Raw genomic sequence first — 17,681 nt, forward strand, 5'->3', positions numbered from 1 at the left:
GCATTGTTAGGCGACTCACGCCACCGCGCCCCGGCCGGACCTGAGCCCGCTATGCGACCGGAGAGACGATGAAATTGCTGAACCCGCCATTGCGGTTCGCGATTCCGCCGATCGCCTCGTTGACATCGGCCAGGCGATAGACGCGATGTTCCAGCGGGGACAGGTCGAGTGTGCCCGCCGCGACCATATCGGCGAGTTCCTGGCACTCACCCGGAGTGGACCAGGCAGAACCGATCAGGCTCAGCTGTTGATCCATCATGCGATGGATATCGATGGCAAGGTCGCCCATGATCGCCCCGATATCGACGCACACACCACCGCGGCGCAGGGAACGCATACCTTCGCGGAAGGTTTCGTGGTCGGCCCCGGGACCGAGCGCGTCGATGTAGATGTCGACACCACGGCCGCCAGTCTGCTCCAGGATCCAGGTATCGACCGGCCCGTCGAGCAGCGAATGCACACGTAGACGACCGGGCACCAGTTCGGCAACCGACTCGAGCAGTTCACGGTTACGCGCGGTGCCGTACAGCGTGGTCAAACCCATTGCGGGCGCCAAGAGCGCCGCGCTCAGTCCGAGCGTCCCGCTGACCCCGTTGACCAGGATGGTCTTTCCCGGGCCGGCGTTCACCTTCTTCAGGGCGGAATACATGGTTCCCAGATAGCCGAACCGAGCCGCCGCGTTGAAGTCGAGATTGTCCGGCAACCGCACCAGGGAGTACGCGGGCGCCAGCATGCACTCGGCCAACCCCCCGGGGTAGCGATCCAGCAGCTTCACCGAGGTAGGGGTGAAGCCGAAGTATCCGGAGAACGCGTAGCTCGAGCAATTGATGAGGTCGCCGTTGCGGCACGACTCGCACGACTGGCAGTACCGACCGGGATTCACGTAAACCCGGTCTCCGGGTTTCCAATCGATGACTCCATCGCCTACTTCTTCCACGACACCGGCCGGATCCAGACCGAAGACGGCGGGCAGAGTGGGCAGCGGGCTCCCGGGAAACCAGGTGGTCCAGTTCTCCAGGATGTTGCTCAAGTTGGGGACGATATTGACCGCGTGCACCCGAACCCGGACTTCGCCGAGCCCCGGTTTCGGTACGGGCAACTGTTCCAGACGCATTTTCTCGGCGACATTGTGCATTCGTGCGGCAAGCATGGTGTCGGTCATGGTTATGGCGGGGCCTTTCGCAATGCGGAGGGTAGGAAGAGGAACGGTCAGCGGGCCTGACCCATGAGCACGACGAAGATCGTCGCGGGCTTGTCGGCTGGCACACGCCAGGCATGACGGGTTCCGTTCTGGACGACCACATCGCCCGGACCCACTTCGGTGGTCACACCGTCATCGAGTTCGAGGACCACGGTCCCATCGAGAACGACGACATAATCGATGGTCGGCGTGGTGTGCATCCCCGGAGCGGTCGGCTCGAAACATTCCGCGAGGCCAGGGGTGTTCCGCACACTCTCGGCGGCGGCCGCGGCCGGGTCGAAATCGGGATCGGAAAAGACGCTGTCCGGCGGAAATGTCACCGTGAGCGCAATGGTCTCCCCGGGGTCCGGCAGGAAGGTGGTAGTCGTCGCACCGATGGTCATGCCACTTGCCGCAGGAGGCGAGGCGGTGGTCCATACCAAGGAACACTCGAACCCCGGTGTGTGCTCGTACACTATGGCGGCCGTCGGGCCGTCTCCCTCGATGACCGAACGTCCTTTGCTGTCGAGGCCGGTCACAATCCGACGAACCATGATGCTCGTACCCTTTCTCGCCGCTGATGGAGTGGTGCCCATCACACGGGAAGTTTATGCATAAGATTTGAGTTTTGCATAGAGCTTCAGATTGCCGACTCTTCCGAACATGTCCTCAGGACCCGCGTACCACACAGATGAGTAGGGCGTTGCCTCGCTCGCCGAGAGCGCGTTGAGTGCGAAGTTCGGCCTGCCTATGAACAGCCCAGCGTGGCGGTGGAAATGCGCAAAGTCGCTCAGTAGCGCGAGTGGGAGCAGCCAGCACGCCGTTCGAGTGGTCCATGTGCCGTGTTCTGGCCGGGGGCTCGAGCCATCCGAACCGTTCGGCCGGGTGTGAGACCAGCTCAGCCGGTTATCCGGTACTGGCGTAGGCGCGCATAGAGCGTAGTGCGGCCGATGCCCAGCTGGGCGGCGGCAGCGGCCTTATTGCCATTGGCGGTTCGTAGCGCCGAGACGATCGCGTCGCGTTCCGCGGTTTCCATCAGGGTCAGGCGTCGCGTCGCAGGTGACCGGTAGGCGGACGGCAGATCCTTTTCGGTGATGTCGCCGACTGGACGACGGGTTCTCGCGTAGTCGAGTACTGATGTGAGTTCGCGAAGGTTGCCCGGCCACGGCTGGGCGGCCAGAGCGCTCAGTGCCGAAGGAGTGATGCCCTTCGAAGCGCACGATTTGAGGGTGTGCAGGACGTTCAGGGCCAGGGCGCCAAAGTCCTGTTGGTAGGTCCGGAGTGGGCGAAGTTCGTGGCGGTTCAGAGCCTCGGCCGCCAGTGCGGCTTGTTCGCGATCGGTGGGGGCCAACGGCGATGTGGTCATGACGACCAGGCCGGGGGCGGTCCGAATCGCTGGAGCGAGGCGCGCTGCCAGCTCGGGGGTCAGTGTATGGATGTTGTCGATGACGACGCTGTCTGTGCGGCGTAGTGCGCTACGTACCCGTGTCGTCCAGCTGTCGTCGAGGTCGGAGTCGAGGGCATCGAAGAAGTCGGCGCTGTCTCCCGCGATCTCGCGCGCGGCGGTGGTGCGGCCGGTGCCCGGCTCCCCGACTACGAGTTCCACACGGTGGGTCGTCGCTGGCACCGCGGTCTTCGCGTGGCGTGGTTCCTCGGGAAAGGGGGTGAGATCGGGTAGGGGATTGATATCGAATATGACTCCTCCGGCGGTGTCGGATACCGATCGGGCGGTGACCAGCACGATGGATCCGGATGACAGAGTGAGCTGCCGCTGGACGGGACGATTCGGAACCACGTCGGACGCGACGTCACGCAGTGCCGCATGATCGGTCGCGTGAATGAGATCGACTGCCGCGGGATTGCTGAGCATGACGTTCTCGCCGTAGACGAGGACGGCGTGGTTCTTGTTGCGTGTGTGGGTTTGGAACGCCGCGAGGAGTCGTTGCTCGGACATCCGGGCCCCTGCCAGCAGTCGTTGTTCGATGTCGTGGACCGCCCGCATCAGGAACGGGCCCAGCAGAGTCGTCGACTGGTCGACCGAGCCGGTGATGTCGAGAACGCCCTCGACGCGGCGTGTGATCGGATGGATGATCGGTGCGCCGTAGCAACAGAACTGTTTGAGTGACTCCAGGAAGTGCTCGTCACCGGTGACTGCGATGGGCTTCCGCAACTCGTATGCGGTCGCCAATGCGTTCGTCCCGCTCGATTCCTCGAGATATCTGAATCCGGGCGAGGCCAGGACGCCATCGAGGGCGGTGTTCAATCGGCGCTGGGCTACCCGGCGGTCGATGATGCGCGCGGTGCGGTCGGTGAGCAGCACCGAGAATGTGGTGTCGGCGAGCTCGTCCAGCATGCGGTCGAGAATCGGCTGTGCGGCTATGGACAGTCGACTGCGCCGGTCGAAGTCTGGGAGGAAGACCGTTTCGCGAACCGGCATTCCGGGGTCCAGCCCGAAGAGGGCGGCGCGCTTCCACGCGTCGGCGATCTCGGGTCGCTGACTGCGCGCGCCAAAATCGGTACTCATTGGTGGTGTCATTCCTGGCTGTCGATGTAGCGCGCTCAGTCTAGTCATTGTGATCGGCGGCACACCGCGACTCGGAGGCCGGGGTGGAATCGTTCGGAATCGGAACACTGTGACCTGGCTCGCACAGATCAGCATTGATGCAGTTACGTCGGAGGACGTGACGCATGTATCAAGGAGTGAACCGTGACCGTGGAGTACAGCGTCCGTATCGGCATCGATGCCGATTTCGTCATGACGATCAATGGTGAGTCCGTCGGGGGTGCCAACGTCTCGGACGTGTACAACCCGGCGACCCGGTCGGTGATCGCGCAAGTGCCCGTGGCTACTCGCGATGACCTGGACCGGGCTGTCGAGGCGGCGCGTACGGCGTTCCTGAGCTGGTCGGCGACGCCATTGGCCGAGCGGCAGGCCATCGTGTCGGCCATCGGCGACCGCCTCGAGGAGCATGCCGAGGACTTCATGGCCCTGCTCACCGCAGAACAGGGCAAACCTCGCGCCATGGCCGAGTGGGAGGTACTCGGCTCGGTTGCCTGGTTCCGGGAGATCGCCAAGCAGTCGCTGCCCGAGGAGGTGCTCGAGGATTCCGCGGAACGGCGTGTGATCAGCCGTCACACCCCGCTGGGCGTGGTGGGGGCCATCGTGCCGTGGAACTTCCCGATTCTCCTGGCGGTTTGGAAGATCGCGCCCGCGCTGGTGGCCGGCGATACGATCATCGTCAAGCCGTCGCCGTTCACGCCGCTGTGCGATCTGAAGCTGGTGGAACTCGTGCAGGACTTGTTGCCGCCGGGTGTGCTCAGTGCGGTCAGTGGCGATGACGAACTCGGCAAATGGATGACAGCGCACGAGGGCATCGCGAAGATCGCCTTCACCGGCAGCACCGATACCGGCAAGCACGTCATGCGCTCGGCGGCCAGCACGCTCAAGCGGATCACCCTGGAGTTGGGCGGTAACGACCCGGCCATCGTGCTCGGTGATGTCGACCCGAAAAAGGTCGCACCGCAGTTGTTCTGGGCGGCTTTCCAGAACAATGCGCAGTTCTGCAATGCCGCCAAGCGGGTCTACGTCCACGACAGTGTCTACGATGCCGTGCGCGACGAGCTGGTGGAGTACGCCCGGACCATCGTCGTGGGTAACGGCGCCGACCCGGAGACCCAGCTGGGTCCGATCCAGAACGAGCCGCAGTATCGCAAGGTGGTCGAGTACTTCGACGACTGCACCGCGAACGGCTACACGTTCGCTGTCGGTGGTTCCATCGATCAGGCCGCGGAGGGCTGGTTCGTGCCGGTGACTGTCGTCGACAATCCGCCGGAGAATTCCCGGCTGGTCGCGGAAGAGCCGTTCGGGCCGATCCTTCCGCTGTTGCGGTGGACCGATGAGGCCGACGTGATCGCACGAGCGAACGACACGCTCTGGGGTCTGGGTGCCACTGTCTGGGGCGCTGATCTCCAGGCTGTCGAGCGGATCGGTAAGCAGTTGGAGGCGGGGACGGTGTGGCTGAACGAGGTACACCAGTATTCGCCGCATCAGGTGTTCGGTGGGCACAAGCAGTCCGGTATCGGTGCGGAGAACTCGTTGCACGGCCTGGCCGAGTACACCAACCACCAGACGGTCACCTTGAACAAGGTGACCGGAGCGGTCTCCTGACCCGGCAAGGCGGTTGCCCGATGTCTGAAGCGTTGTCCTTCGCCCCCGAGGTCGGTCCGGGGGAGATCCTGCCATTCGCCGCGCAGCGGTATCCGAACAAGATCGCGCTGATTGTCGGTGACAGGCAGTTCACCTACACGGAGCTGGATTTGATGTCGCGCCGTATCGCGGCTGCGTTGCAGCGGCGGGGAATCGGCCTCGGCGACATCGTTTCTCTCTATGGCCAGAACAGCTGGGAGTGGATTGTCGGCTATCACGGGGCGTTGCGCGCGGGAGCGGCGGTCAACCCGGTCAATGTGATGCTCACCGAACCCGAGCTGGCGTACGTGCTCAATGATTGCGAATCTGCTGCGGTATTCGCAGGGTCCGCGCAAACGGCCACTGTCGCGGCGGTATTGGCCGATGTCCCGTCGGTGAAGCTGTTCTCCGAATTCGGTGAAAACCTGCGGGAGAACTCCGCTACGCCGTTCCACAAGCTCTTACTGGAAGAACTACAGGAGGAGCAAGCGACCGTCCCACGCCGTCCGGCGGATTTGTGTGCGATTGCCTACACATCCGGAACCACAGGGCATCCGAAAGGAGCCATGCAGTCGCATCGCGCGATCTTGCTCAATTGCGCGTTGACGGCGACGATGCACGGTCGCACCCGAGACGACATCGTGGTCACAGCCCTGCCTGCCGCTCATGTGTACGGAAACGTGGCGATCAATTCCACATTTCTGGCCGGTGGCACGGTTGTGCTCATGGAGCGTTTCGATGCCGCCGCGGCGTTGAAACTGATTGCCGCCGAGCGGGCCACGATGTTCGAGGGCGTACCCGCCATGTACTCGATGATTCTCGCCGACGACGCGCTCGCCGGTGCGGATCTGACCAGCCTGCGCATGACGACCGTCGGCGGGCAGACATTCTCCGTCGACACCCTGCGGAAATGGCAGCGGCGATCCGGGGTGCCGATGATCGAGCTGTGGGGCATGACCGAACTCGCCGGCCTCGGTACCACCCACACCCCGTATGCCCCCGCCGTTCCCGGATCGATCGGCGTCGCGCTGCCCGGCGTCGATATCCGCATCGTCGCGTTGGATGGCAGCGACCGCGAAACCGCCGTGGGCGAGGCGGGGGAACTGCTGGTGCGTGGTCCGCTCGTCATGCTGGGCTACTTCGGAAATGACGCCGCGACAGCGGAAGTCGTTCGCGCCGACGGCTGGATGCGGACCGGAGATGTCGCCTATGTCGACGATACCGGCCACTATTTCGTGGTTGATCGGATCAAGGACATGATCGTCACGGCCGGATACAACGTGTATCCGGCCGAGATCGAACGAGTGATCGCGAGCCACCCGGACGTCGCGATGGTGGCGGTCGGTCGACGCCCAGACGATGTGCGCGGCGAGATCGCCGTCGCTTATGTTGTGCCGAATTCCGGTGCGCGTCCGAGTGAATCGGACATCCTGGACCACTGTCGAGACGGTCTCGCCGCCTACAAGAGACCCCGTGCGGTCGTATTCGTGGACCAGTTGCCGACCACCGCGTCGGGAAAGATCATGCGCCGCAAACTCGGCGAGCTCGCAGAGAAGAACTGAGGAATACATCGTGAAATCAACTGCAGCCGTTCTCGAATCGGCGAATTCGCAGCTCGTCATCGAGGAAGTCGACATCGCTCCGCTGGCACCACGAGAGGTGCTGGTCAAGATGGTCGGCTCGGGCATCTGCCACACCGATCTGGGCGTGATCGCCGCACCGGGCGAGGGCCAGACGCCGATCGTGTTGGGGCACGAGGGATCCGGCATCGTCGAGCAGGTCGGCTCCGAAGTCACCGCGCTGGTCCCGGGCGACCGCGTCGTACTCTCGTACAATTCGTGCGGTCGATGCGACAACTGCGTCGGGGGAGTTCCGCAGCATTGCCGCGACTTCTTGGCGCTCAACCTGGTCGGCAGCCGCTTGGACGGCACCTCGCCCTTCAGCAGGGACGGTTCCCCCGTCCTCGGCGCCTGGTTCGGCCAGTCGTCCTGGGCGCAGCGCTCGGTGGTCACCGAACAGAACGCCATCAAGGTCGACGACGATGTGCCGCTGGAATTGCTGGGGCCGCTGGGCTGCGGTATCCAAACCGGCGCCGGTGCGGTGCTCAACACCCTCGATCCGGCGCCCGGATCGTCGATTGCGATCTTCGGTGCCGGATCGGTGGGTTTGGCCGCGCTGCTGGCGGCGAAGGTTGCCGAGTGCGCCACCATCATCGCGGTCGACATTCAGGAGTCGCGGCTCGCGAAGGCCGCCGAACTCGGTGCCACTCACACCGTGAACTCGTCCGAAGTGGATGCGGCCGAGGCGATTCGGAGCATTACCGGTGGGCTGGGCGTGCGGTACTCGGTGGACTGCATCGGATTCCCTGCTGTGGTACGCAGCGCTCTCGAGTGTCTGCAGACGCCGGGAGTGTGCGCCACCGTTGGTTTCCAAGGAATTCCGAACGAGATCACCATCGATCACGGACAGTTGCTGTTCGGCAAATCCTTGATCGGAGTGATCGAGGGTGACGCCACTCCGTCGGAGTTCATCCCGCGAATGCTCAGCCTCTACAAGGCTGGTCGGTTCCCCTTCGACAAGCTGATCGAGACCTTCGAATTCACCGATATCAACAAGGCCATCGAGGCGGCACACCATGGCCACGTCATCAAGGCCGTGCTCACTTTCGGCAACTGAGGCCGAGTAGCGGCGCCGGTCCGGGATGTTCTCTCGGACACCGGTTGAGGGAAGACTCCTGCAAGATCCAGGCTCCACCAAGTCGCGGCATGGTCACCGGGCTGCGCAAGAAAGTACAGCAGAATGCACCACATCAAGTCACAAGAGCAAAGCAGTACCGTCGCCGACACGGTTCTGAGCGCCGAGCAGCTCGGACATATACGGCATTTCGACAACTTGTCCCGGCAGTTGCCGAACGACTGGTCCCTGATGCAAGGTAAGGCAAACGGGCAGGACGATTTCGGCGGCTATCGATTCCAGCTGGCCTATATGGCCTACGCATTGGCACTGACTCACGTCCATCGGCTGCCGAACGCACCGGGCGTCTTCAAACCGGTCTTCGAGAGGCTCATAGACAAGCTGCTCATGCCTGAGGTGTGGATGTATTGGCGCGACTCCAGTCGTGGTGGGCTGCTCTTCAATGCGCACCTGGTGGACACATACAAAGAAGAGTGGAATCCGGTCGTCCGTGACAACATCATGTACAGCGCCTATGTCCAGTCCACAGCGCTGATGTATCACCATCTGTTCGGTGATGACCGTTACGCGCGGCCGGGTGCCCTCACCTTCGACTATTGGTCCTTCTTCTGGGGCGGCGAGCCGAAACGATTCGAGTACGACGAGAACTCTCTCAACGATCATATTTACTGGCAGATGGTCGAGAGTGGCTATCTCGGTGTCGCGTGCGAGCCCAACTGTATTTTTCAGATCTGCAACCAGCCGGCGATCCTCGGATTCCGTATGCACGATCTCGTGACCGGTGAAAACGTGGCCGCGGAAGTGACGCGAAGCTACGAGCAGGCCTGGTCGGAGCTGGGTCGGCTCGATTCGAGCGGGCATTACAACATGTTGGTCGCCCAGGACTCGCGCACAGTCATTCCCAACGAGCCGACGACGCCTTGGATCGATGCCTTTTGCGGAACATTGATGAATATGTGGAACAGGGATTTCGTCCACACCCACTATCCTCAGCAGGTCAAGGACCTACTGGTCGACGGTCCGCACGGGACGAAATCGGTGCGCTCGGCGCCCGCGATGGAAGTCATGGGTCGGACGGTGGTCAACGACACGTGCGATTTCGGGTGGGTGACGGCGTGGGCGTCCGAGATGGGTGACGAGGAGACACTGAACGGATTGCTGGCCCATGCTGATCGGTTCATGAAGCCGACATGGCGTGACGGTGGACTGTACTATCCGCGGAACGATAGGCCGTCTGACGAAAATGGCAACCGCACCGTGGTCGAGCCGCTTGCCGGCAACGTTTTGCTGGGATATGCGCGGTTGAATGTGCCGGACGGTTTGTGGAAGCTGTACAACGAGCCCTGGGGGGCAACACATTTCACCGAGCCCGCGCTGACGGATGTCGCCGGTGACATCGCGGTCAGTCAGGCGTGGTTCGCGCCTGACTCGGGCAGACTGACCTTCCGGGTTCAGCGTCATGCGGAGCGGGACGGCAACGGCTCGATCGTTCTCGGCAATGTCGCGGACAGGGCGTCCTGGTCATTGTGGGAACACGGTGTCGTGGTTGCGACAGGCGGCGCGGGGAAGCCCGTCTCAGCATCGCCGCCCGATACGTCGGGAATCGACATCGATCGCGTCGAGAACGGGATCATGATCCGGGTGCCCGCTGGCGAACCGCGAGCCTTCGAACTCGAGGTCTCCGCACTGAATGGATCAGATAATGAATGAGACGCCGACCAACCTTGCGCGGCCCGCTGTCAGCGGAACGTTCGATCTCGTCGACCATGACGGATGCGAGGTGACCGACAGGACCTACCGCGGCAAATACGTCCTGGTCTTCTTCGGCTTCACGCACTGCAAGATGGTCTGTCCTCGAGCACTGAACCGTCTGTCTGGCGTGCTCGACCGTCTGGGCGCGCTGGCGCAACGGATTCAGCCGTTGTACATCACGGTGGACCCGGAGCGAGACACACCCGCAGCGATGAAGCGGTTCCTGTCGTCCGACTATCCGCGGTTCACCGGTTTGACGGGGTCGGCCGAGCAAATCGAGACGGCTAAGAATTCCTTCCGCGTGTTCTCGACGGTTGTCGGCGATCCCGAGGATCCGGACGGCTACCAGATGCCCCATTCAGCGTTCACCTATGTCCTCGATCCGGACGGTGCGTATATGGCGCACTTCACCGACGCTGTTGATGAAGACGAACTGGTCACACGCCTGACCGCGATCCTCCGCTAGCCGACTGGAACGGCGTAACCCGACCCGAATCCGTGCCATCTGGTCTAAGGATTCGGGCCGGGCGTCGCTGGCCGGTTCAGATCCAGGTGGGCAGGAAGTGGTCGACGTAGCGGGCGCCGTAGCCGCCGGTGGGGAGGATCTCGTCGATCGCGGCGAGATCGGAATTGGTGAGGGTTAGGTCGGCGGCGTGGGTGTTCTCCTCGACGCGTCGGGGGCTGCGGGTGCCGGGGATGGGCACGATGTGTTCGTTGCGGGTGAGCAGCCAGGCCAGGGCGAGTTGTGTGACAGTGATGTCCTTGGTGGCCGCGAGGTCGCCGAGTCGGCGGACGGCGTCGATGTTCTTCTCGAAGTTGCCTGGTTGCCAACGAGGATCGGTGTTGCGCATGTCGGTGGGGTCGTAGTCGCTGGCGGGCTTGGCGGCGCCGGTGATGAAGCCTCGGCCGAGTGGGGAGTAGGCGACGAAGCCGATGGCGAGTTCCTCGAGGGTCGGGAACAGTTGCTCGACATCGCGTTCGAACAGCGAGTATTCGGTCTGCAGTACCGATACCGGCTGAACCGCGTGTGCGCGGCGAATCGTCTGCGGTCCGGCCTCGCTCAGGCCGAAGTAGGTGACCTTGCCCGCCTCGATCAGTTCCTTCACGGTCCCGGCGACATCCTCGATGGGCACGTTCGGGTCGACGCGGTGCTGGTAGAGCACGTCGATGTGGTCGACGCCGAGATTGCGCAGGCTGTTGTCGACGACCTCGCGGATATGGTCGGGGTGTCGCCCTGGTCATCGGCGCGAACGACGTCACCAACCCGGCGGCCCGCGAGGACTCCATGAGGGTCGTTCTGCTGGGGCAGGTATTCCGGGTCGAACTCGAGCACCGCGAGCCGCTGCGCGTAGAACTGCGGTTCGATCGCGCCGACCGCCATGTATTTGCCGTCGGCGGTTTCGTAGGTGTCGTAGAAGGCCATGCCAGGTAATCAGCGCAAATGCGTTGCGGGTGAGGTGCGAGCTGAGGACGGAACGTTCGACGACATCGTCACCGACTTGGCCCGGCGACGGTTGAATTGGCGGCGAGGCGGGAGACCGGGTCGAGGCTTCTGGCGCGGCGGCGGGCGAGATCGGGAACGCGGAGGGCGGCCATTAGGTGACGAGATCCGAAATCGGTTGTCCGGTAAGCGCTTGTCGGCACCGTTGGACGACGCCGTCCTGGAGGGTTTCGAGTGCGCGGTTGGACCGCCAGGACACATGCGGTGTCATGATGGTGTTCGGCGCATCCCGCAGCGGATGCGCTGCGGGTAATGGTTCTTGGCTGAAGACGTCGAGCCCGGCCCCGGCGATGTGTCCGGAGTGCAGCGCGGCCGCGAGTGCGTACTCGTCGATCAGGCCGCCACGCGAGACATTGACGATCACCGAGCCCTCGCGCATGCGCTGCAGGACATCAGCCGAGATGAAGTGCCGCGTCTCGGGCGTGAGCGGAATGTGCAGGGACACAACGTCGGACTGCTCGAGCAATTCCTCGAGCGGAGCCGCAGGAACCGTATCGAACTTGATGAAAGGATCGTAGGCGCGGACGTTGGCGCCGATCGCGGCGTACCAATCGGCCACCCGTCGACCGATGCGGCCCATGCCGATCACGGCCACATCGAGTTCGGAGAACCGAGGCGTATCGAGTCCGACGCTCCCCGCCCAGGCGCCGCGTGCGATGGACGCCTGACCTGCCGGGATCCTGCGGGCCAGGGCCAGACCCATGGTGAAGGCGTGTGAACCGACTTCCTCGCTGGCGGCCCCGGGGACGATCGCGACCGGGATCTCGGCGGCGCGCGCCGCCTCGACGTCGATGTTGTCGTATCCGATTCCATAACGAATCACGGCCACACACCGCTTCATTGCAGTGAAATCCTCCGCCTCCACTCTCGCATAGGGCGTCACCAACACCAACGCGGCGTCGGGGATGGCCGCATGAAACGAATCGGAATCCGGGGCGACAACGATCTCCATGCCGAATTCCTTCGCGAGTTCCCTTTCTCGCTCGACTGCTGGAAATTGATGGGGCGCGATGAGGATCGTACCCAATCGACTGGGATCGGTTAGCAAGTTTTCGCAGGCGTCACTGCGCGTCATTGTGCCCTCTTATCGTTACGCGTGCGCAATTGTCGACCGTGCTGCGCCGCGAATGTGGTTCATCGTGGAAATCATGCTCGAACGTAGGAGCGCGGGTGAGTCGATGTCAATGGCGTCGCCGACCGTATGGAGTCTATTTCCGAATTAGATCCACTGCGCTGACAATTCTGGATCAGTCTCGCCCTGCCGTGCGAGGACGCTCATCACATCACCTTACTAACTAACGTGCGTTAGGCTAGGCTGGCGGGACGCAGTACCAGGAGGCGTCATGGACATCCGGCAGTTGGAAGCGTTCCTGGCCGTGGCCGAACACCTGCACTTCGGGCGCGCGGCAGACCAGCTTTTCATGGCGCAAGCGCCGCTGAGCAGGACAATCAAGAGCCTCGAGGACGAGCTGGATGCGCGCTTGTTCGATCGAAACACCAGGACGGTGGCATTGACACACGCCGGTGCGGCGCTCGTCGAGCCGGCCCGTGCGGTGCTGGCCGCAGTGCGACGCGCCGCCGAAACGGTCAGCGCGGTCGCGTCGGGCGAGACGGGTGCGGTCCGGGTGGAATTTTCCGGCGTCGCGGCGCACCCGTTCGTCGCTGCCCTCGCGCGTGACATGCGTGGCGAGCATCCCGGCATTCGCCTCGAGCTGTCGTCCCAGTCGATTTCGCGACCGGTGATGCGGAACCTCGTCGACGGGAAGATAGACGTCGGGCTCGGGCGATGGGATCAACTGCCGCCGGGCGTGTCCACGAGCGTGCTGATGCCCGACTCGCTGTCCGTCGCGCTGCCGCGAACCCACCGGCTCGCCGCTGCGGGCACGGTCACGTTCGCCCAGGTGATGGAGGAATCCTTCGTCTCGCTGCCCTACGCGTGGGGGTCGGTGACCACCGATCGACTCTGGCGGCTCGGATATGCCTACGGAACCGTCATCGACAATGTGCAATTCGCTCCGGACACTCAGGCGTGCATTGCGCTCGTCAGCGCCGGAGTCGGTTGTCATCTCGCATTGGCCTCGGTGGGTCTATGCAATGTCAACCCCGATGTCGTTTTCATTCCGCTCGCGCCGGCCGATGTCGAACGGGTTCCGGATGTCCACCTGCGTGCGGCCTGGCGCGATCCGGTGGACAGCCCGGTGGTGAAGACTGCGCTCGGACAATTGCTGAACCGGAAATAGTCGCCGACTGCATTCGCATCAACGACACCTGGATATCGATTTACTTCACACGTAGAGTCGCCTCTCAATAAGGGTGTCATTCCACGCTCTATCTGAAAACTCGTGCGCGGCCGAAATCGGTAATTATCCGCAGTGCAATAAAGGAGTTCGAAATGGGTAACGATGATCAGGTGCGGGAGGTCGACGCGGTAATCGTCGGAGCCGGCATGGGCGGAATCATGGCCCTGCGCAGGCTGACCGCCGATCTCGGACTCGAGGCCGTCGTCATCGACAAGGCACCTGGTATCGGGGGCACGTGGTACTGGAACCGGTATCCGGGCGCGCTGTCGGACACTCAGAGCTTCATGTATCAGCTCCCGTTCGAAAAGGAGCTCTACCAGGAGCAGGTCACGAACTGGAAGACCAGGTATGCCACGGGTCCGGAAATCCGCCGGTACCTCGAGGACGCGGTGGACTTCTGGAAGCTGCGGGATCACTTCCGGCTCGAAACCGAGCTGCGCAGCGCGGTATTCGACGAGGAGTCGCAGACCTGGTGGATCGAGACCGACAAGGGGGCGTTCCGGGCACGATTCCTGGTCACCGCATTGGGATTGCTGTCACGGGTCAACGTGCCGGACTTCCCGGGTATCGAGTCCTTCCAGGGGCGCATCGTGCACACGGCAGACTGGCCCGCTGACCTCGATCTCGCGGACAAGCGCATCGGTGTGATCGGAAACGGTTCCACCGGAGTGCAATTCATGACCGAGGCCGCGAAGGTCGTGCGTCATCTCACCTCGTTCCAGCGCACCCCGCAGTACACCGTGCCCGCCGGTAACCGGGAGTGGACCGACGAGGAGCTGCAGCATTTCAAGAACACCTGCGAGGAGAGGTGGGCGGAGTTCGCGCACGTCAAGATCGGATTCGGCATCGCCGAGGAGACCACGCGCAATACCCTCGGCGTGGCCCCCGAAGTGCGCGAAGAGATCTTCGAATGGGCCTGGAACAAGGGCGGCAATTACACCTTCACGAACGAGACCTTCTGTGATGTGACCTCGGACAGGGCAGCGAACGAGGAGGCCGCCAACTTCATTCGTCGCAAGATCGCCCAGATCGTGCAAGATCCGGAGACCGCCCGCAGGCTCACTCCGTGGGAGCCCTTCGCGCGCCGCCCGATCTGCGACTCCGGCTACTACCAGATCTTCAACCAGCCGAACGTCAGGCTGGTCAGCCTCAAGGAGACACCGATCAGGGAGTTCACCGAGTCGGGTGTCGTTACCGAGGACGGCATGTTGCACGAGCTCGACGTTCTGGTGCTCGCAACAGGTTTCGACGCTGTCGACGGCAGTTATCGAGGCGTCGAGATTCGGGGCCGCGGTGGAAAGACGCTGCGCGAGCACTGGAATGAGGGCCCGCGCAGCCATCTCGGAGTGGCCGTCGCCGGATTTCCCAATATGTTCATGGTGCTCGGCCCGAACGGCCCGTTCGTTAATCTGCCGCCCGCGATCGGCCTCGAAGCCCAATGGATCAGCCGGGCTATCGGCAGCGTGCTCGACACACCCGGCGCTTCGATCGAACTCCGGCCTGAGGCCGAAGAAGCCTGGCTCCGAACCTGTCTCGACGAACTGAAGGGCTCGCTGTTCCTGGAAACCGGTTCGTGGATCTTCGGATCGAACATCCCCGGAAAACGGAAGACGAAGACCGCGAACTTCTTCGTTGGTGGCCTGGACAAGTACATCGAGATCGCCGAATCGGAAGCCGAGCAGGGATACCCCAGCTACCAGATCCATGTTCCCGCCGCGGTCTGACTGCGATTCCGACGGCCCCCCAGAGGATTGAGAATGACTACATATCACACCGTGAACCCCCGTACCGGCGCCAATCTCGCACAGTACGAGCTGATGTCGGACGCCGATGCCCAGTCGGCCTTGGCTCGCGCGGCCGACGCCCATGGCAAGTGGTCGCGAACCTCGTTGCACGAGCGTGCGGCGCTGCTCTCCCGTATCGCGGAACTCCACCGACAGCGTAAGACTCAGGTGGCTGAGGCGGTGGCGAGTGAAATGGGCAAGCCTGTCAGCCAGACCGAAGGTGAAATCGGGCTCGCCGCATCGATTTTCGACTACTACGCGGAAAAGGGCCCCAGCCTGCTGCGCGATGAGGAACTAGAAGTCGCCGGGGGAGGCCGGGCACTGATCCGCACGAGCTCCATCGGCCCGATCCTGGGCATCATGCCCTGGAACTATCCGCTGTATCAGGTCGCGCGTTTCGTCGCTCCGAACCTGTTGCTCGGCAACACGATTCTGCTCAAACACGCGCGATCGTGCACCGGGACCAGCTTGCTCATCGAGTCCATGATCCGAGACGCCGGAACCCCGGCCGGAGTCTACGAGAACCTCCTTGTGTCCTCGGACCAGATCGGGAATCTGATCGCCGATCCCCGACTGCACGGCGTTTCGCTTACCGGCTCCGAACAGGCGGGGCGGATCGTAGCCGAGCAGGCAGGCAAACACCTGAAGAAGTGTGTACTCGAACTCGGCGGGTCCGATCCGTTCATCGTGCTGCCCGACGCGGATCTCGGGCACGCGCTGGATCTTGCAGAGACAGGGCGCTTCTCGAACGCCGGTCAGGCGTGCACCTCGTCGAAGCGGATGATCGTGCACAGCGCGATCTGGGACGAGTTCCTGACGTCGTTCGTCGAACGCGCGCAGGGTTGGACCACCGGTGACCCGCTGGATCGAGCCACGAAGATGGGGCCGATGGCCTCCCTCGCAGGGCGTGCGGAATTGGCCGAGCAGGTCGAGGACGCCGTCGCCAAGGGCGCGACAGTCCATGCCGGGGGAGTGGTGCCGGACGGGGCGGGCGCCTACTACCCGGCGACCGTGCTCTCCGGCGTGACCAAGGATATGCGTGCCTACGGCGAGGAACTGTTCGGGCCGGTGGCGGTCCTGTACAAGGTCGATTCGGCGGAGGAAGCGATCAACGTCGCGAACGACTCCCGATTCGGTCTCGGTGCGGCGGTCTTCACCTCGGATCCGCAGCTGGCCGCTGACATCGCCGATCGGCTCGAAGTCGGCATGGTCGGCTTGAATTCCCTGATCCGCAGTCAGCCGAGTCTTCCGTTCGGAGGTGTCAAGGCATCGGGCATCGGCCGTGAACTCGGTCGGCTCGGCCTCGACGAGTTCGCCAACAAGAAGCTGCTGCGCATCGCGTAGCCCACCCGATAGCTACTCTGACAGAAGGCATTTCATGCGACTCGTCACATATCTGACAGGCGAAGGCCCGATACCCGGAATCCAGCACGGGGACAACATATTCGGGCTCAACGATACGTTGTCCGCAAGTGGTGCGATCGCGGACGCCAGGTTCGGGTCCATGCGAGACTTCCTCGCGGCCAACGGAGATCGCCTGCCCGCGCTCTCCGGAGCCCTTGCGGAGTGGCTGGACGAGTCCTCAGCGCGACCCGTTGGCACGATTGACGTCATAGAACTCGGCGCGCCGATCATGGATCCGGCCAAGGTGCTTTGCGTGGGCCTCAATTACTCCGACCACGTGGGCGAAACTGGCCGGGAGTTCCCGAGCCACCCCGACATCTTCGCCAAGTTCGCCAGCAGCCTCATCGGGCCGCACGACGGCATCGCATGCTCCGACGTCTCGGTGAACCTGGACTTCGAAGGCGAACTCGCGATCGTGATCGGTCGGAATTGTCGCCGGGTCGCCGAGGACGACGCACTCGGCCATATCGCCGGGCTGACCGTTTTCAATGACATCACCGCCCGCGATTTGCAGTACCGCGGGACCCAGTGGCTGGCGGGCAAGGCGGTCGACGGTTCCACTCCATGCGGCCCCGCGCTCGTCACGCTCGACGACGTGGGCGATCCCCAGTCGCTCGACCTGAGCACCCGTGTCAATGGCTTGCAGGTGCAGGGTTCCAACACCAAGAACATGATCTTCCCGATCGCGCGGATTGTGTCCTATATCAGCCAGTTCCTGGCGCTGAGTCCCGGCGACATCATCGCGACCGGAACACCGGAGGGCATCGGCGCCAAGCGCCGACCTCCGGTGTGGCTGCAACCCGGTGACACCGTCGAGGTCGAGATCGAGAAGATCGGGCTTCTCCGCAACGTAGTCGTGTGACGCGTAGGGGTAACCGCC

The 17,681-nt window shown here is 63.2% G+C and carries 14 protein-coding genes and 1 pseudogene; 9 read left to right on the forward strand and 6 right to left on the reverse strand.

Annotation, left to right across the window (positions count from 1 at the left end; genetic code table 11):
- Window positions 1-49: 49 nt before the first annotated feature.
- The 3 genes from ACIBG0_RS33785 to ACIBG0_RS33795 form a co-directional block, all read right to left on the reverse strand.
- On the reverse strand, window positions 50-1,162 hold the full coding sequence (locus ACIBG0_RS33785) for an alcohol dehydrogenase catalytic domain-containing protein (RefSeq protein WP_397038206.1): 1,113 nt from the start codon (window positions 1,160-1,162) through the stop codon (window positions 50-52).
- A 47-nt stretch (window positions 1,163-1,209) separates the two neighbouring features.
- A complete protein-coding gene (locus ACIBG0_RS33790; RefSeq protein WP_397038208.1) occupies window positions 1,210-1,584 on the reverse strand; it encodes a cupin domain-containing protein in 375 nt (124 codons plus the stop codon).
- Between the two features lie 494 nt (window positions 1,585-2,078).
- A complete protein-coding gene (locus ACIBG0_RS33795) occupies window positions 2,079-3,704 on the reverse strand; it encodes a sigma-54-dependent Fis family transcriptional regulator (protein ID WP_397038210.1) in 1,626 nt (541 codons plus the stop codon).
- 183 nt (window positions 3,705-3,887) lie between these two features.
- Between ACIBG0_RS33795 and ACIBG0_RS33800 the strand changes: the two genes are divergently transcribed.
- The 5 genes from ACIBG0_RS33800 (at window position 3,888) to ACIBG0_RS33820 (ending at window position 10,278) form a co-directional block, all read left to right on the forward strand.
- Window positions 3,888-5,348 carry an aldehyde dehydrogenase family protein gene (locus tag ACIBG0_RS33800; RefSeq protein ID WP_397038212.1) on the forward strand — a complete coding sequence of 487 codons (1,461 nt, stop codon included), beginning with the start codon at window positions 3,888-3,890 and terminating at the stop codon, window positions 5,346-5,348.
- Window positions 5,349-5,368: 20 nt separating this feature from the next.
- Window positions 5,369-6,928, forward strand: a complete 1,560-nt coding sequence (locus tag ACIBG0_RS33805; RefSeq protein ID WP_397038214.1) for a class I adenylate-forming enzyme family protein — start codon at window positions 5,369-5,371, stop codon at window positions 6,926-6,928.
- A 10-nt stretch (window positions 6,929-6,938) separates the two neighbouring features.
- Window positions 6,939-8,042 carry an NAD(P)-dependent alcohol dehydrogenase gene (locus ACIBG0_RS33810; RefSeq protein WP_397038216.1) on the forward strand — a complete coding sequence of 368 codons (1,104 nt, stop codon included), beginning with the start codon at window positions 6,939-6,941 and terminating at the stop codon, window positions 8,040-8,042.
- 123 nt (window positions 8,043-8,165) lie between these two features.
- Entirely contained in the window at window positions 8,166-9,770 is a 1,605-nt protein-coding gene (locus tag ACIBG0_RS33815; RefSeq protein WP_397038218.1) for a hypothetical protein, read from the forward strand.
- The gene (locus tag ACIBG0_RS33820; protein WP_397038220.1) at window positions 9,763-10,278 is read left to right on the forward strand and encodes an SCO family protein; all 516 of its coding nucleotides are present in this window, start codon (window positions 9,763-9,765) and stop codon (window positions 10,276-10,278) included. Before ACIBG0_RS33815 ends, ACIBG0_RS33820 begins: the two co-directional genes overlap by 8 nt.
- 76 nt (window positions 10,279-10,354) lie before the next feature.
- Here ACIBG0_RS33820 and ACIBG0_RS33825 read toward each other — a convergent pair whose 3' ends face one another.
- From ACIBG0_RS33825 to ACIBG0_RS33835, 3 genes and pseudogenes are all read right to left on the reverse strand, one after another.
- Window positions 10,355-11,029, reverse strand: a complete 675-nt coding sequence (locus ACIBG0_RS33825) for an aldo/keto reductase (protein WP_397038293.1) — start codon at window positions 11,027-11,029, stop codon at window positions 10,355-10,357.
- A gap of 74 nt (window positions 11,030-11,103) precedes the next feature.
- Window positions 11,104-11,238, reverse strand: a pseudogene (locus ACIBG0_RS33830) (CoA transferase); the annotation flags it as partial.
- A gap of 169 nt (window positions 11,239-11,407) precedes the next feature.
- Window positions 11,408-12,388: a C-terminal binding protein gene (locus ACIBG0_RS33835; RefSeq protein WP_397038222.1), complete on the reverse strand. Its 981-nt coding sequence runs from the start codon at window positions 12,386-12,388 to the stop codon at window positions 11,408-11,410.
- Between the two features lie 268 nt (window positions 12,389-12,656).
- Here ACIBG0_RS33835 and ACIBG0_RS33840 point away from each other — a divergent pair, with 268 nt between their 5' ends.
- The 4 genes from ACIBG0_RS33840 (at window position 12,657) to ACIBG0_RS33855 (ending at window position 17,663) form a co-directional block, all read left to right on the forward strand.
- Window positions 12,657-13,553: a LysR substrate-binding domain-containing protein gene (locus ACIBG0_RS33840; protein WP_397038224.1), complete on the forward strand. Its 897-nt coding sequence runs from the start codon at window positions 12,657-12,659 to the stop codon at window positions 13,551-13,553.
- 152 nt (window positions 13,554-13,705) lie between these two features.
- On the forward strand, window positions 13,706-15,337 hold the full coding sequence (locus ACIBG0_RS33845) for a flavin-containing monooxygenase (RefSeq protein ID WP_397038226.1): 1,632 nt from the start codon (window positions 13,706-13,708) through the stop codon (window positions 15,335-15,337).
- Between the two features lie 33 nt (window positions 15,338-15,370).
- Complete coding sequence (locus ACIBG0_RS33850) at window positions 15,371-16,741, forward strand: NAD-dependent succinate-semialdehyde dehydrogenase (protein ID WP_397038228.1); 1,371 nt, start codon at window positions 15,371-15,373, stop codon at window positions 16,739-16,741.
- A 289-nt stretch (window positions 16,742-17,030) separates the two neighbouring features.
- Entirely contained in the window at window positions 17,031-17,663 is a 633-nt protein-coding gene (locus ACIBG0_RS33855; protein WP_397038230.1) for a fumarylacetoacetate hydrolase family protein, read from the forward strand.
- The last annotated feature ends 18 nt before the right edge of the window (window positions 17,664-17,681 follow it).

Origin of the sequence: Nocardia sp. NPDC050630 (assembly GCF_044457245.1) — a bacterium.
Taxonomy (GTDB): domain Bacteria; phylum Actinomycetota; class Actinomycetes; order Mycobacteriales; family Mycobacteriaceae; genus Nocardia.